This window comes from Desulfobulbus rhabdoformis (assembly GCF_016919065.1).
GTDB lineage: Bacteria > Desulfobacterota > Desulfobulbia > Desulfobulbales > Desulfobulbaceae > Desulfobulbus > Desulfobulbus rhabdoformis.
Map to the genome: position 1 here is coordinate 1 of NZ_JAFFQA010000067.1, position 15,619 is coordinate 15,619.

General features: G+C 50.1%; 16 protein-coding genes and 1 tRNA gene. 10 read left to right on the forward strand and 7 right to left on the reverse strand.

Annotation, left to right across the window (positions count from 1 at the left end):
- Window positions 1–96: 96 nt before the first annotated feature.
- From JWJ90_RS21095 to JWJ90_RS21105, 3 genes are all read right to left on the reverse strand, one after another.
- A complete protein-coding gene (locus JWJ90_RS21095) occupies window positions 97–585 on the reverse strand; it encodes a bacteriohemerythrin (protein ID WP_205229202.1) in 489 nt (162 codons plus the stop codon).
- Window positions 586–864: 279 nt separating this feature from the next.
- Window positions 865–3,057 carry a hybrid sensor histidine kinase/response regulator gene (locus JWJ90_RS21100; RefSeq protein ID WP_205229203.1) on the reverse strand — a complete coding sequence of 731 codons (2,193 nt, stop codon included), beginning with the start codon at window positions 3,055–3,057 and terminating at the stop codon, window positions 865–867.
- Window positions 3,054–3,635 (reverse strand): MASE1 domain-containing protein, encoded by a 582-nt coding sequence (locus tag JWJ90_RS21105; RefSeq protein WP_205229204.1) that lies wholly within the window; start codon window positions 3,633–3,635, stop codon window positions 3,054–3,056. Before JWJ90_RS21105 ends, JWJ90_RS21100 begins: the two co-directional genes overlap by 4 nt.
- A 560-nt stretch (window positions 3,636–4,195) precedes the next feature.
- Here JWJ90_RS21105 and cobO point away from each other — a divergent pair.
- From cobO to JWJ90_RS21145, 8 genes are all read left to right on the forward strand, one after another.
- Entirely contained in the window at window positions 4,196–4,717 is a 522-nt protein-coding gene (cobO, locus tag JWJ90_RS21110) for a cob(I)yrinic acid a,c-diamide adenosyltransferase (RefSeq protein ID WP_205229205.1), read from the forward strand.
- Between the two features lie 45 nt (window positions 4,718–4,762).
- The gene (locus JWJ90_RS21115) at window positions 4,763–5,629 is read left to right on the forward strand and encodes a pentapeptide repeat-containing protein (protein WP_205229206.1); all 867 of its coding nucleotides are present in this window, start codon (window positions 4,763–4,765) and stop codon (window positions 5,627–5,629) included.
- Window positions 5,630–5,898: 269 nt separating this feature from the next.
- Entirely contained in the window at window positions 5,899–6,171 is a 273-nt protein-coding gene (rpsT, locus tag JWJ90_RS21120) for a 30S ribosomal protein S20 (protein WP_205229207.1), read from the forward strand.
- Window positions 6,172–6,484: 313 nt separating this feature from the next.
- Window positions 6,485–7,972, forward strand: coding sequence for an anthranilate synthase component I (gene trpE / locus JWJ90_RS21125; RefSeq protein ID WP_205229208.1), 1,488 nt, complete (start codon window positions 6,485–6,487; stop codon window positions 7,970–7,972).
- A 3-nt stretch (window positions 7,973–7,975) separates the two neighbouring features.
- Window positions 7,976–8,587: a glutamine amidotransferase-related protein gene (locus tag JWJ90_RS21130; RefSeq protein WP_205229209.1), complete on the forward strand. Its 612-nt coding sequence runs from the start codon at window positions 7,976–7,978 to the stop codon at window positions 8,585–8,587.
- 42 nt (window positions 8,588–8,629) lie between these two features.
- Window positions 8,630–9,658, forward strand: a complete 1,029-nt coding sequence (gene trpD / locus JWJ90_RS21135; RefSeq protein ID WP_240195088.1) for an anthranilate phosphoribosyltransferase — start codon at window positions 8,630–8,632, stop codon at window positions 9,656–9,658.
- 41 nt (window positions 9,659–9,699) lie between these two features.
- The gene (gene trpC, locus JWJ90_RS21140) at window positions 9,700–10,464 is read left to right on the forward strand and encodes an indole-3-glycerol phosphate synthase TrpC (RefSeq protein WP_205229210.1); all 765 of its coding nucleotides are present in this window, start codon (window positions 9,700–9,702) and stop codon (window positions 10,462–10,464) included.
- Window positions 10,461–11,114 (forward strand): phosphoribosylanthranilate isomerase, encoded by a 654-nt coding sequence (locus tag JWJ90_RS21145; protein WP_205229211.1) that lies wholly within the window; start codon window positions 10,461–10,463, stop codon window positions 11,112–11,114. Before trpC ends, JWJ90_RS21145 begins: the two co-directional genes overlap by 4 nt.
- A 93-nt stretch (window positions 11,115–11,207) precedes the next feature.
- Here JWJ90_RS21145 and JWJ90_RS21150 read toward each other — a convergent pair whose 3' ends face one another.
- Together JWJ90_RS21150 and JWJ90_RS21155 are read right to left on the reverse strand one after the other, a co-directional pair.
- Window positions 11,208–12,092, reverse strand: a complete 885-nt coding sequence (locus tag JWJ90_RS21150) for a septal ring lytic transglycosylase RlpA family protein (protein WP_205229212.1) — start codon at window positions 12,090–12,092, stop codon at window positions 11,208–11,210.
- A complete protein-coding gene (locus JWJ90_RS21155) occupies window positions 12,089–13,570 on the reverse strand; it encodes a hypothetical protein (protein WP_205229213.1) in 1,482 nt (493 codons plus the stop codon). The genes JWJ90_RS21150 and JWJ90_RS21155 overlap by 4 nt, the downstream gene beginning before the upstream one ends.
- Window positions 13,571–13,647: 77 nt before the next feature.
- Here JWJ90_RS21155 and JWJ90_RS21160 point away from each other — a divergent pair.
- A tRNA-Thr gene (locus JWJ90_RS21160) sits at window positions 13,648–13,724 on the forward strand.
- Between the two features lie 409 nt (window positions 13,725–14,133).
- The gene (locus JWJ90_RS21165) at window positions 14,134–14,550 is read left to right on the forward strand and encodes a hypothetical protein (RefSeq protein WP_205229214.1); all 417 of its coding nucleotides are present in this window, start codon (window positions 14,134–14,136) and stop codon (window positions 14,548–14,550) included.
- A gap of 22 nt (window positions 14,551–14,572) precedes the next feature.
- On the opposite strand, the gene JWJ90_RS21170 is transcribed toward JWJ90_RS21165, so the two are convergent.
- Both JWJ90_RS21170 and JWJ90_RS21175 read right to left on the reverse strand, forming a co-directional pair.
- Window positions 14,573–14,857, reverse strand: coding sequence for a MerR family transcriptional regulator (locus JWJ90_RS21170; RefSeq protein WP_205229217.1), 285 nt, complete (start codon window positions 14,855–14,857; stop codon window positions 14,573–14,575).
- Window positions 14,858–14,918: 61 nt separating this feature from the next.
- Entirely contained in the window at window positions 14,919–15,098 is a 180-nt protein-coding gene (locus JWJ90_RS21175) for a hypothetical protein (RefSeq protein WP_205229215.1), read from the reverse strand.
- Window positions 15,099–15,619 lie beyond the last annotated feature (521 nt).

Consider the following 15,619-nt stretch of genomic DNA (forward strand, 5'->3'; position numbering starts at 1 on the left):
TTTGGCATAAAGACCCTCGAAAAATAAGTGCAATACCTGTGGGCACACGCCAAAATCGGCACCGCTCGCGAGCGCCCACCAGGCAAGGCTTTGCGGCTAGGCGTGTTCCACAACCCGTAAACCCAGGTTATGTCGCCTGCGCTCGTTGCTCGGCAAGGGATACGCATCAACGGGACCAGCCTCCTCAAGGAGCTTTCCATTTGCAATCTGTGTAAACTGGGGTTTATCGTGCTCGTTTATATGGCGTACAAACCAGGCTTCCAGAAATTCGTCCACTGTCTTCCCGCAGCTGGTACCATTACGAAACCCAAGCCGAAACTTGTGAAATTCCTTTATAAGATGATAATGTTCCAGACTGTGAGACGGAGCATCTCCATGGGAAGCAATAAGCTCTTCCTCAGCTTCAAAGTGACGGAAAACATAATTTTCGAGCACGTCAAAAAGAGTATCAACAACCTTTTTATCCGCTTTCGCGGCAGATGCTTTCCCCAGATCGCCGAGCAAATCAAAAATAATTTTGTGCTGATTATCGATCAGGCCGATCCCGGTAGAGAAATCGTCATCCCATTTTTTTACATTGCGCATAAGCTAACCAAAACAAAAAGGAGAATAGGACCCTAGGTGGCCCTCTCCTGTCAAAAAAATTCTCGGTTCGATCAGGTGGTGATCAATAAGTAAAGATGAATGCTCACGGATTCAGGATGAATAAAAAATGATCGCTTCTCGACTTTCTCAACAAAGCGGCATTCCATTAGGATATCGAATTTCCTTTTACCAGACAAGGGGGCCGACCATTTTTAACTGGAGTTGAGGATTTTTCCTCTCAATATAAGGGCTGCAACATAACTGCACTCAACTGCCTTTTCAGCACAGTATTTGCCCAAGCTCTTTTTGTAAACTTCGTAGCTGAAAGGGTTTTACCAGTCGCCCTTTAAACCCATAAGATCCGTAGGCGGCCATAATGGGATCAGTCGAATACCCACTGGCTACAATGACCTTTGCTTCTGGATCTATTTCAAGCAAGCGACGAACAGTCTCTTTCCCGCCCATCTGGCCGGGGATAGTTAAATCCATGATAACGCAAGAGAAGGGGGTATTTTTCTCCAGAGCCTGTCGGTAGGACTCTAGAGCCTGTTCTCCGTTCTCGACTCCAGCCACTTCGTAGCCGAGTATTTCCAGCATATCACCGGCAACCTCTCGCACCATGGGTTCATCATCCATAATCAGAACGCGGCCTTTATCCTGGTTCCCTGTTAGTTGCGGCTCAGGCAACACCTCCTGAATGCATGGCCCTTCTTTATCAGCAGGAAGAAGGAGGGTAAAGGTCGTCCCTTTTTCGGGATTGGACTCGAAACGAATCTGGCCTGTATGCCTGGTGACCACAGAGTGGACAATGGCAAGCCCTAATCCACTTCCACTCTCCTTGGTTGAAAAATAGGGATCAAAGATATGTTCTCTATGTTCCTCCGGTATCCCCACCCCCTCGTCACGAAGACGAAGCTGAATAAAATTACCTGCAAGTGTGGCATTCTCCTGCTCTTTTAAGGCAATATTCTCAGCGGAGATGAACAGACGCCCTCCATCGGGCATAGCCTGCTTTGCATTGATTATAAGGTTCGCCAGCACATGAAAAATTTGGCCACGGTCGGCACGAATAGGCCAGAGATCTTCAGCCAAATCCACCTCAGCCTTGACGTTGGAACCGCTTAAATTCAGCTCGACAGCATCCACCACCAACGGGGAAAGAGAAAATGTTTCCAAAAGAGGTTCGCCCCCTTTGGCAAAGGTCAGAAGCTGTTTAGTGAGATGAGTAGCCTGCCCCAGAGCCTGGTAAGCGGTTTCAATGTACTTATATGATGGATGTTCTGGCGCGAGCGTCATTTGGGCAAGTTCGATCCCGCCGAAAACTCCCATAAGAATATTATTAAAATCATGGGCGATACCACCGGCAAGCGTACCAACACTTTCAAGCCGCTGCAGTTTTTTCCGTTCTTCATCAATCTTGCGACGCTCGGTGATATCCGGAAACATGACCAGACCAGCCAGCAGCTCGCCACTGGAACTGCGAATGGGCACCCCCTCTACCAAGACTTGCCGGATTTGACTAGCCGGCCCTTCGATAAGCAACTCCATGCCCTGGATACGCTCTCCCTGCAAGGTACGAAAGATAGGGAGTTCCCCCCGGCTCAACTCCCGTCCATCCATGGTGACGCATTTCCAATTCCACTTTATGGCATTTAGATGCTGCAAGAGGTACTGTTCTTTAGCGCCCCCGAGCAAATCCAGGCACGCCTGATTGACCAGACGAATACAGCTATCTTCCGCTGTCGCCATAAGCATGGGAATATGTGACTGCTCCACCACTGCGGTGAGAAGCGCATTGATCTGTTCCATCTCACCGCGCAACGTATACTCCTTGGTCACGTCGCGAAAGACCACCACTACGCCGGTTATACTCCCTGCCCTGTCTTGAATGGGAGCTGCGGAATCAGCGATCTGATACTCTGCTCCACTTTGAGCAATAAGGACTGTATCATTAGCAAGCCCAATTGCCTCCGAGCTTGCCAACACATGATCCACCGGGCAGAACGCCGGAAGCCGCGTCTGCGCGTGCACAATGTTGAACACTTCGGAAAACGGTATTCCCTTGGCCTGCTCAATACTCCAGCCTGTCAGTTTCTGGGCGACTGGGTTCATGCGGGTGATCCGTCCCTCGGTATCGGTGGCTATGACCCCATCTCCTATGGAGTTTAGCGTGATACGGAGATTTTCTGCGGTTTCCTCAGCCTGAAGCTGCAAATTTTGTAGACGCTGGGCAAACAGCCCTACAACCACCCCGGAAAAAATTAGCGTCACTGAAAAACTCATCCGCATGAGCATCTCATGCGGATCATGCAGCGGCAGCAGAACAGGCCAAAAATCGCCTTGCCCCTGAAACACCCAAAGGAATTCGAAGAAGCTATCGATGCACCAGAGCGTTCCCGTCAGCAGGATTGCTGTTAAAATAATAACCCAAACAATCCTGGTAGGTGGCCCTGTCCCTTCCCCCTGTTTCATCTCCCAGCCTCCTTAATTGCCAGCCAAGCCAGGACCGGTAAACCAACCAGCAATATTCCTGTTGTGTGGGCGATGACCCATTTCATCCAGCCGATGGCAAACTGACCGTAAGGAATCAGCCCCAGCAACCATTTACAGCTCATACCACCACTGGCAGAGATAACCGGGGGAATAACAAGGGTGACGAAAAAACAAAACAGCACACCAGCAAAGCCAAATTTCGTATTTTTCCGCATGATATATTGCCGCACAATGAGACCGCCAGCTATTGCTCCCATACAGTTCGCGAGTCCTACGCACATGGCATAGGCTATCGGTGCCCCAAAAGCCGAGACATTGGCCACAATGGTACCAATAAAAATGCCAGGTGCGCTTTGCCAACCACGAAGAACGGCAAAAATCAAGGCAAGGCCTGCAGGGAACGAAATCGGCATGGGCATGATTCCCCAGGAGCTAAAAAGAGCATTGGCAGCCGTTGCCATCAGCCAATAGGCTGCAACGACTGCCGCAGTTTCAAGCGCCAGCCTGCGACTTGTTAGGGAATGCCCCAAAAAGGCTTGAGCCAGCATCTTTTGCATTTCTTACTCCTTCATATCCAGCTTTTCTCCAAGACGAGCACACTCTTTCAAAAATGAGTATAACTCAGCCGACCTGCCCCGCCAAATGGATTTCTCTTAAGGATATGATATAACGAATTTTTTGTGAATTTATTTGTTTTACAAAGGGCATGAGATCAACCTTCGGCTCAAACTTTAATGCAGATTTGGGTGGCAAAAATACGTGGCGGGAATCCAGAACTATTAACCTGAATTCGTGAGCATTCATCGGCATGCCACAAACAATGAAGGTGGCGTGCTGATGGATGCCCCAAGGGGCGGCGGGTGAAACTGAACAGCAAATGAATTAGCTTAAAAATCTCCGTCTCGTTCAGAGGATACCTTGTTCAGTGCCCACCCGCCGTCACGGATTCAGGTATTGACTTTGCACCTTCTATGATTCCCTGGAAAGAATATTCACCGGTGGTATGGTGAGTACCAAAGACGATGATGAGTAATCCCAGGCAAGGGTATTTTCTGTCGTGGAGTATCTACTCCAGACACTTTTTTAGAATCGGGAATCTACAAATGACGAGATTGCTATGACACAAGGCTTATTGATGGTAAACACGGGCAACGGCAAGGGCAAAACAACAGCAGCGCTCGGCATGGCTATGCGTGCAGCAGGCCATGGGCTTCGTGTCTGTATTATTCAGTTTATAAAAGGAAGTTGGCACTACGGAGAACTCGACGGAATACAAGCCTTCAATGGCCTGATTGATATTCATGTCATGGGCAAAGGTTTTACCTGGAAATCAGAGGACCTGACAGAAGATACCCGTTTGGCTCAGGAGGCATGGAAATTTGCTGCAAAAACGATTGATTCCGGCAATTACCACACGGTTATTCTGGATGAGTTTACGTACCTCTTTCATTACAACATGCTCAATATGGACGACTGCCTGGATCGCCTGAAGAAAAGGCCGCCAGAACAACATGTGGTCATTACCGGGCGCTATGCTCCTCAGGAGCTCATTGACAGCGCCGATCTGGTGACGGAAATGCGAGAAATAAAGCATCCCCTGAAAACAGGAATCAAGGCGCAAAAGGGAATAGAATTTTGACTTTGCCCCCATTCTGGATAGAGGGTCGGCAAAAACGCAAGGTCCTTGAACCTATGGCTGGTCTCGAGTATAAATGCCATATTGTTTGCATACACCCCCCGACACCCAAACGCGTGTTTTTTCTACCTGCACCATTTCGGCCAATCTCTTGTTGAGGATTTTATGCACCGTTTACTTATGAGCCTAACACTTATATCCTTTTGTCTACTCCCCACCAGCCTCTGCTGGAGCAAATCAACCAAGGCAAAAATGACGTCAGTTGAAAAAAACGTCCAACGCCTTCTCAAGACAAATTCCTGCATAGGCTGCGACCTAACCGGAGCAGACCTACGCCAGAGAAACCTGGCCAAAGCCAATCTCAACGGTGCCAACCTCAGTGGCGCAAAATTAAATCTTGCCGATCTCAGCGGTGCGAGTCTCCAGCAGACAATACTTTTTGAAACCGATCTTTCCGGCGCAGACCTTTCGTTTGCAGATCTTAATGAAGCTGAATTTCGTAGCACTATTTTCGAAGGAGCGCATTTTGAACATACGCAACTTAAAGGACAAACGGTCAACCGGCTCATTCATACCGAACAAGCCCAGCTGGAAGTATTTGAATCGGCTCCTCCCAAAGAGTTGATAATCGCCTTGGAGTCAACTCCGACAGCTGCTCCTGTTGTGGAAGCTGCCCCTGTTGTGAATTCTCCCCCGGTACCTATACGCGTAAATGCGCCCCCAGCACCCGTATCCCCCAAAAAATATGTAAAAGCAGCCATCAAACCAACACCAATGAAAAAACAGGCGCCGTTAAGATTGTTCCCCTCGAAAATCGCCATGGCACCATATACAAAACTCAGCGCCCCGGCAGCGGGGATATCTGCCCCCAAAAAAGTCGCAGCGCTTGAAAAAGAGCACAAGCAGACGCGTTGATTCCAAAGAAGCAATGAGATTATAGAACCTAAAAAACGATAAAAATTTGTGCGGGCAAGGCCCTGTTCTCTTGACAGGATCCGTGATTTTCTGTATAGAACGGAGTTCCATTTTTTAATCATCAACGGAACACCTTGTATTCTTCATAATGAAAAATGAGCTTCAGACACCTACAATTCTAAGCTCAATATGCCGCCCACACCGCCTTGGAGAGGCTGGCATTATCAGATATGCTTTTACATGCTTATTTAAGGGAGTAAGAAAACCACATGGCAAATCACAAGTCCGCAGAGAAAAGAGATCGTCAGTCTAAAATTCGTCGCTTGCGTAACCGCATGAACAAGTCGGCTATGAAAACAGCTGTACGCGAGGTCGAGATCGCCCTGGCAGCCGGCTCCGAGGAGCAGGCAAAGACTGCTCTGCAGACTGCAATCCCGGTTATTTACAAAACCGCGACCAAAGGTGCCATCCACAAAAAAAATGCTGCTCGCAAAGTTTCCCGTTTGACCAAAAGGGTTAACAAAATGCAGCCCCTTGCCTAAGGTGGACGCTTTTTTTCCATTAAGTTTCGAGTGTTGTAAGGCCATGGGTGCAGTCTGCGTCCATGGCCTTTTTTATTGTTCGTTCCAGGTTGGAGCTACAACGCAATCTTCGGTTCATGCAGGGTAAAGAGATTCGCCCTTCTCTGCCCCATGAGCCCCCACCGCATGTACCCAGGCCCTTTGGCTCTTTCTTGAGCACCGTCTTCCGGGTGTTCCAACACGTACAGCAGTAAAGGGATTCACTAAGCAGACAACAACCGGTCACGAGCCGAGCTGGCCAATCCTCGCCATCCTCATTGTTACAGGTCACCCCATGTACAGTCCCGAACAAACTACATTTTCTGACATGATCACCAAGTCTGATCTTGTCCCGGTTCACCGCACCATAGTCGCCGATTTGGAGACGCCGCTCACTCTGTTTGCAAAGGTTGCGGCCCTTGATCCCCATGCATTTCTTTTCGAATCCATGGAGGGTGGTGAGAAATGGGGACGCTATTCTTTTATCGGTCTGGATCCTCTGGTTACCTTTACCAGTAATCGAGATCAGATTTCCATTGAATACCCCGGCCTGGACGACAGCGGGGAAGAACGAAAGGGGGTAAATCCCTTGCAGGAGTTGCGCGAACTGCTCGCCTCCTTTCAGGTCCTCGACTCGCCTGGTCTGCCCCGGTTTTATGGCGGTGCAGTGGGCTTTCTCGGCTACGATATGGTGCGATTCATGGAAAAACTGCCTGACCGGCACCCTCCCATGGACCTGCCCGACTCATCCTTTATGATTCCCGGCATTGTGCTGATCCACGATGCCATGAAACAGAAGCTGACTGTTGTCTGCAATGTCTGGAAATGCGGTAAAACCAGCACCCAGGAGATGTACGACAATGCCTGCCGTCGGATTGAAGACATCATCGGTCGGCTGGCCGAACCGATCTCACAGAGTTTCGTCTCCCAGAAAAAAGTAGACACGCCGCACACCTTTAAATCCAATATGGATGAAGATAGCTTCAAAGCCATGGTGGAGCAGGCCAAAGAGTATATCCTTGCTGGAGATGTCATTCAGGTCGTCCTCTCCCAGCGATTTCATACCCAATCTCAGCTCACGCCCTTTGCACTCTACCGGGCCTTGAGACATATCAACCCTAGCCCCTACCTGTTCTATGTACGCCAGGGAGACCTGGTCCTGATAGGCTCTTCACCCGAGATTCTGGTACGCCTTGAGCAAGGGGATATAGAACTGCGCCCCATCGCCGGTACCCGTAAACGTGGCTTGAATGCCGAAGAGGACAAAGAATTGGAAGAGGAACTGCTCGCCGATCCCAAAGAGCGTGCCGAGCACCTGATGCTGGTGGACCTGGGGCGCAACGATGTCGGCCGGGTTGCGGAGAACGGTACGGTTAAAGTCACTGACCTGCTGGTCATAGAGCGTTACAGCCACGTGATGCATATCGTTTCAGGAGTCCACGGTAAACTGGCTGAAGGCAAGGATCAGTTCGACGTGCTGGAAGCCTGCTTTCCTGCAGGAACAGTCAGTGGTGCGCCCAAGATAAGGGCCATGGAAATCATTGACGAGCTCGAGGTTAGCCGCCGCGGCCCCTATGCAGGCGCAGTGGGCTACTTTGGTTTTTCCGGCAACATGGACTTCTGCATCACCATCCGCACCTTTATCATTCAGGGTGAGGACCTGTGGGTCCAGGCGGGGGCGGGTATTGTCGCCGATTCTGATCCGGAAAAGGAATTTGAGGAAACCATTAACAAAAGCATGGGATTGCGCCGGGCGGTTGAGCTGGCAGAAAAGGGGTTCTAAGCCGTGATAGTCATCATTGATAACTACGATTCATTTACCTACAACATCGTCCAGACACTGGCCACCGCGCCCCCTTCAGCCGGTGCCGACTGGCAGGCAGCGGAGATTCGCGTCTTTCGTAACGACGCCATCTCCATAGCCGAAATCGAGGCCATGCAACCTGACCGACTGCTTATCTCTCCCGGCCCCTGTACCCCAACAGAAGCTGGCATCTCGGTGGCAGCCATCCTCCATTTCGCCGGTAAAATTCCGATCCTCGGGGTTTGCCTGGGCCATCAGTCTATCGGAGAGGCCTTTGGCGGCAAGGTCATACGTGCCGGACGGTTAATGCATGGCAAGACCAGCCCGGTCCACCACGATGGCCGCGGCGCGTTCACCGACATGCCCGAGCCCTTTGACGGGATGCGGTATCACTCGCTTGTGGTTGAAGAGCCGCTGCCCGACTGCCTGGAAGCCACGGCCCATACCGACCAGGGCGAACTCATGGGGCTTCGTCACAAGACCCTGCCGATCGAAGGCGTACAGTTTCATCCGGAATCTATCATGACCGGACCGGGGAATATTTTGCTGCATAATTTTCTGCGTCCTGACTACGAGAAGCTGCTGCGCAGTTAAGGAACACATCCCCTTCATAAAGCTCATTCAACGAGGTTGATCATGATAAAAGAGGCCATTTCCAAAGTTATTGTCCAGGAAAATCTCAGCGAAGAAGAGATGGTCGGGGTTATGCGTGAGATCATGACCGGCGAGTCCACCCCGGCCCAGATCGGTTCCTTTCTCACAGCACTGCGCATGAAGGGTGAAACCATCGATGAAATCGTTGGTGCGGTCAAGGTGATGCGCGAGAAAGCCACCTTTGTTGAAACCGGGGTCGATACCGCCGCCGGTGATGTGTTGATGGATATCGTTGGCACCGGTGGTGATGGCTCAGGTTCCTTCAACGTCTCCACCACCACCAGTTTTGTGGTTGCTGCCGCCGGTGTGCCCGTGGCCAAACACGGCAATCGCGCCGTCTCTTCCAAGTGTGGCGCCGCCGACGTGCTGGAAGCTCTGGGCGTGGATCTCTCCATGTCACCGGAAAAGGTCTCCGCTGCCGTGCGCGAGGTGGGCATTGGCTTTCTCTTTGCCCCCATGCTCCATGGCGCCATGAAATACGCCATTGGTCCGCGCCAAGAGATCGGGATTCGCACCCTGTTCAACATTCTCGGCCCCATGACCAATCCTGCAGGTGCCAATGTCCAACTCACCGGTGTCTTTGCCAAGGAGCTGACCACGGTCATGGCCGAGGTTTTGGTGCGCCTGGGGATGAGGCGGGCTATTGTTGTCTGGGGTGAGGGCAACCTGGACGAGATGACCATTACCGGAGCTACCCACATCGCCGACGGGTATAAGGGGAAGGTAACCAACTCTGTCCTCAAGCCGGAAGATGTCGGCTTGACCACTGCCGACTCTGCCGCCATCAAAGGTGGGGCAACGGCTGCTGAGTCGGCAGAGCTGGTTCGTGCCGTACTTGGCGGAGAGCCGGGAGCAAAACTCGACATGGTGCTCTTGAATGCAGGCACCTCCCTCATGGCTGCAGGCAAGGCAGAGACCATTGAAGGGGGTATAGCCCTGGCACGCGAGATAATCAGCTCTGGGGCTGCTCTGGAGAAACTCGAGCAGTTGGTCCAATTTAGTAAATCCTGAAAACGGTTGATTCGAGCCCAGATTCAAAAAAACGAAAAATTATGATACTTGATACCATCGTTTCCCGAAAATACGAGGAAGTCGCCGAGCTGAAACGGCGCGGTCTCCCCACTCTGAAAAAGCCCGTCGCACCACCACGCGGATTCATGCGAGCTCTGGTCGATGCACCAGGTGTGGCCATTATTGCCGAAGCAAAAAAAGCCTCTCCCTCAAAGGGTGTGATTCAACCGGACTTTGATCCGGTGCGCATTGCCAAGAACTATAAACAGGGAGGAGCACACTGCCTCTCGGTGCTTACAGATGTGGATTTTTTCCAGGGGGCGCTTGATTACATCCCGCTGGTTCGGGAAACAGTCGATTTACCGGTGATCCGCAAAGATTTCATTATCGATCCCATGCAAATCGATGAGGCTCACACCGTTGGCGCCGACGCGATTCTGCTGATCGCCGCCATTCTGGAAACCGAGCAAATGAAAGATTTTCGCCAACAGGCAGAGTCCCTGGGCATGGATGCACTGGTTGAGGTCCACAACGAGCAGGAGCTTACAGCGGCCATGGCCGCCGAAAGCCGCCTGATCGGTATCAATAACCGTAACCTGAACGACTTCACAGTGAGTCTGGAAACCACCTTTAGCCTACGCCAAAAGATCCCGGCCGAAATTCCGGTGGTCAGCGAGTCCGGTATTTCCACAGTTGACGACATGCGCCGTCTAGGTGAGGCCAATATCACGGCAGCCCTTATTGGTGAGAGCCTCATGCGCGCAGGACAGCAGGATCAGCTCCTGCGGGAGTTTCTCGGAAAATGAGCGGCAAACGCGTTCGGGTCAAGATCTGTGGAACCACCCGCTTAAGCGACGCTCTCTGTGCGGTGGATGCAGGTGTGGACGCCCTGGGTTTTATCTTTTTTGCCAAGAGCCCACGCAACATTGAGCCCGATTCAGCCAAGGCAATCATTGCTCAGCTTCCGCCCTTTGTCGATACGGTGGGGGTGTTTGTCAATGAGGCAAAAGAAAAACTGCAGGAGATTGTCGAACACTGCGGCCTGAACACGGTGCAGTTGCACGGCCAGGAATCACCAGACTATTGCCGTTCCCTGGCCCTGGCGCTTCCTTCCTGCCGTCTACTGAAGGCCTTTCGTGTGGGACCGCAGACAACCGCTGCAGATATCGCCCCCTATGCGGGCTGTGTTCAGGGGTATTTGCTTGATACCTTTCAAAAAGATGCTGTGGGGGGAACAGGCAAGGCCTTTGACTGGGCCCTGATTGAGCGTTTGCAGCTCAGTCGTCCCCTACTCCTTGCCGGAGGCTTGGACTGCGACAATGTCGGGACCGCTCTTCGTAACGTCGCCCCCTATGGACTGGATGCCAACTCCGGGCTCGAGGATGCACCCGGCGTGAAAAATCATACAAAGATACAGACCTTCCTACGGCTGGTTCGAGAATCTGAGCGGAGTTGATCAGGTTCCCCGAAGTAACTTGGATGCTTAATTCTGCCAGAGGGGCTCAAACAGTGCTGGTATTTTTCGCGGGCATTGCTTACTGAGCAAAGGCTAACGTGCCAGTACCAAAGCATGGTGAAATCCCTCTGCCTCCATCCGCTTTTCATATTGCTTTGCCCTTGCCAATGAATGACTGGCAAAGATGAGCACTCTATAGAGATTCATACCGGCAGCCGGATACTGCTGAATTACCACATCCCTACCCCGTTTGGCAAAGGTCCGGGCCAAAGATCTGGCATTTTCAATCTGGACAAAAGCGCCGACCTGTACATAAAAATTTCCCTGATCAAAATCAGGAATCGGGGCGACCTTATGCGGTGCTTTCTTTATCAAGGCGCTAGCCTGGGGGACTGGTTTCCCTGAAGGCTGCACACCACCCTGCTCAATGCCGCTTGGCCTGGTTGCGATCATGGTTTTCGGCGCTTCATCCTCTCCCTCGGCCAGGGCAACAATTTCCACTCGCGCAGTCCCCTTGCGCACCACCCCCAAATCTTTTGCCTTGGTGTAAGAGAGATCAAGAATGCGATCCTCGACAAAGGGACCGCGGTCATTGACGCGCACCACGGTGGAACGACCGTTTTCCAGGTTTTTCACCAGCAGCATGGTGTTCATCGGCAAGGTTTTATGGGCCGCCGTATCCCCATACATATTGTAGGTCTCACCGTTTGAGGTTTTTCTTCCATGAAAGGGATCACCGTACCAGGATGCCAGGCCCCGCTCCACATATCCCTGGGCAGAAGGAATGGGATAATACGTAATTCCTTTGATCCTATAGGGACGCTGGGTCGCCTTGATACGTCGGCCTTTTTTTGCTGATTTTTTATGAACATCTCCGCCTTTGCCGCAACGCGAACCTTTACTGCCACAACCAAAGCTCCCGACGATAAACAGCAGAATCGTACAGAGTGAAAAAAATCGGATCAGTCCGTTATTCATTGTGCCTGCTCCCCGGCTGGCACCAAAAGATCCTGAAACCGATCAAGATAAAGCATTCCGGCATGTCCTGTCGTATGGGGCGTGTAGGGCAATTCACCGTTTCCCTTGCCGTGTACATTGTCAAAGACAACCTCATCCTCCGCATCTTTCATCGACAAGCGTAAATCAAGAATTGGCCGAAAAACTTTGATGATTCCATCCTGATCCCGCCTTATACGCAACTGCTCCCAACGCCGCTGACCATACCCCTTCAGCCAGAGGCCAGGACGTGAGGAGCCTGTAAGTCCGTCAGGCATGGTCAGAGGAAGTTCTTCGTCTGCATAGGCGTTATAATCAATGAGCTGCTCGACGGCTGAACTTCCCTGCGCAGATAGCCACTCCCAGAGATCATAATCAATTTCCTCGGTCCGCAGTAGGTGGGTGGGAGCATCATTAAAACTCCATTGTCCATGGCAGACCTGGCAGGCAACCTCTTTGCCGTACTTCTGATGAGCAGGATGGCGCAGAAGTGGCACCGTATGTTTTACACCATCCTTAGCCCCCAATAATTGAAGACTGCTATCGACCACGAGTAGATTGCTTAAGCCGGGCTTGATACCCGGCTGCCATCCATGGCAGGTGGTGCAACCTAGCTTTGCGCCTTTCTGCTCATGTCCTGGTTGCCTGTGACAATCGATGCAGATCAGGCCTGCCTGCTGATGAATATCCGGGGCCAAATCATGATACTCCAGACCGTAAGGCCGCGGAGGATAATACGAATTAGTCTTCAGGGTATAGGGAGTTCGATACTCCCAATTAAAATCATGCTCGTAACGTCCGTAATAATCCCAGCCCACATGGTTGCTGTAATGGCAGCTCAGACATTGGCGATCTTTTGGTCTCTGAAAGACGTGGTCTGCCATTTTGCCATCCTGCCAGGGGAGATGACAACTGGCGCAGCCTGTGCCATGGGTGACGGCACTATAGGAGTCCCCGTTGGAGTACGGATGACAGCGCAGGCAACGTCGCCTAAGCATATCGTCTGCCAGTCCAAGTGGAGTTGTGGGTGATTCCTGCTCGGGTATTTCCAGAGCCTGTGCTAGCGACACTTTGGCCCCGAAATGATGTCGAATGACGTTGACCTTGTTCTTGAGAGTGAAATGAAGGGATTGATTGGCGGATTGCACTCTCTGCGGGTGACATTGACCGCATGTTTGCTGCATAAAACTGGGGTGCGACGGTCTGACGATGAGCCCCTGATGGGCACTTGACTGCTCGGTGGCTTGCGCATCCCCCCCATGACAGCGACTGCAGGCAAACTGGTGATTGGCATCAAGCCGAATGCTTGTATGACAACGAAGGCAACCGCTGGCAACGCTTGGCTGCTGGCCAGCTCCTGTCTTGGGAGCAACTGGTTGTATCTCAGCGTATAGCCAAATGGCTGGCCACAGCAAAAAAAATGACAGAATGATCAGAGGGAGTCCCGTGAGATGCTTCATAATCTTGACACTGTAGCATAAAGTTGCTACATGATAAATCCTCAAATCGTCCCCACACGATCATCCCACACATATTTGCCGATATAGCTCAGTTTGGTAGAGCGGCTGATTCGTAATCAGTAGGTCACCGGTTCAAGTCCGGTTATCGGCTCCAATAATTTCAAGTAGTTATATAGCCTTCGTGACCTGGACCCAAAATTCCAGGTCACACCTAGGTCACACCGAAAAAGTCCTTTCCAAATTCAATTGGTCCAACAACCCTTCATTTTTGATTATCTCCAGCGATTATCTGCGTCTTTTTTTCACTAAAAATATTCGTTTTACACCCTTTCCTTTTTATGACAAAATGAAAATTAAATTCAGGGTGTTGCCTTCAGTATCCCCGTAGCCCTTATCGAGTAAGGTGCTGTAAGTGGTCTACTTGCATGAAGTTAGTTTAGTTTTTTCCGACTGCCGAGATTTCAAGACAAACACTGTGGAAGGGACAGGTGGTCATTGAGGAGCAACGAGAAACCACCGATTAATCTGAAAGACAGTAAAGAGAGGAGCCTGGTGAGCAAAACATGAAGAAGCCATCAATTACAGCGACTGAATTCCCAGAGACGACAAAAACACAAAATGCAGACCAAAAAATCTCTGATGATATTTTAAAAATTAATGATAATGATTTAACCACAGAAAAGAGCACTAATAATTTAAACAGCAAACCACCCATAGAAGAAGATATCGCAGAAGGTGATGTATACAATAAGAAAGTCCCATTTTCAGAGGGTCTTAACACCATGCAATGCAATGCAGTGTCTTTGCATTTAAATGCAACAATAAAAAAATATGCAAATATTGACCGAGAAGACCAACAAATTGTCAATGATTTTTGGCAAAAAATGAAAGATAAAATCCATGAAGATCATGGTTTTATGAGCAAGGATACAGATACAGTCTTGGATGTCCTGAGAAAAAACGTGGAATCAAACTTATAGATCCCCAGGTCAAAGCAATCAATTACTGTTGCGTGTTAGACTTTATACTATTTCGCTCAAACTCTTCTATTATATCCATAGGATATAATACTCTTTGCCCAATTTTTAAAAATTTTGGACCAATACCAGTTATTCGCCAATTACATAAAGTTTTTGGTCTAATCTGCCAGCGGTCTGCTAGTTGTTCTGTAGTTAAGTGAATCATATCAAAATCCCGGTAACCGTTGTTGACGCTTATCGATGGGTTGCCCCTCCTTTCTCTGATCGCAGCTTTCATGCGCCTTGCCCTTTCTTTGACTTCCGGCATGTACTCTCCCCCGAGAGAAATCTTACCCATGAGACCACGCCGGGGAGTGATGAAGATCGATTTATTCATGAACCACCGCTTCGTTTTCAAGGGTGATTTTTTCACGTTGGCATTTGGTAGCGTGTTGAATGGCATCGTCCAGGCGGGTACGCAGCTTAACCAGCTGGTCCAACTCCTTATCATCTGCCTTGGCAACTTGCCGCCCTGCGAAATACAGAAGACCGGAAGGCGTTCTAAACAATCGGTTCCAATAATTTCAAGCGCTTAGCCCCCTGGTTAAGCGCTTTTTTCGTTAAATGTGCCCAATATGTGCCATCTTCAGAAAGACAGCGTAAAACAACGGTCCATACTTTCGTGTTTGTATACTTGTTGAAATATTGTAACAATATTCCTGGACCTATGGCAGGAAAGTTTACAGTCGTTTACTCGGTAACGACTCAATTTTACATATTTTTTGTACAAATCCCCCCAGGGGGGTATCATTTTTGTCCCCAAAATGGGGGCTGAAATTTCCGAGATTTTGCATAATAATTTATGGATGTAATAGTAGGGATCAATAAAATTTAGAATAAACACTAGCCGGAGGATATCCAAAATGCATGAAAAAAGTATTGAGCTTTTAAATAAAGCCGTAGTGTAGATTCTCAAGTTCCCGTCCAACATGTTTCTCACGTATAATTACCAGCTATTTTTCCAACGTAGATGGCCGGAAGGATTTCTCCTTCCGGCCATTTTGATCGTAGACAGCAGTCTACCGCACCG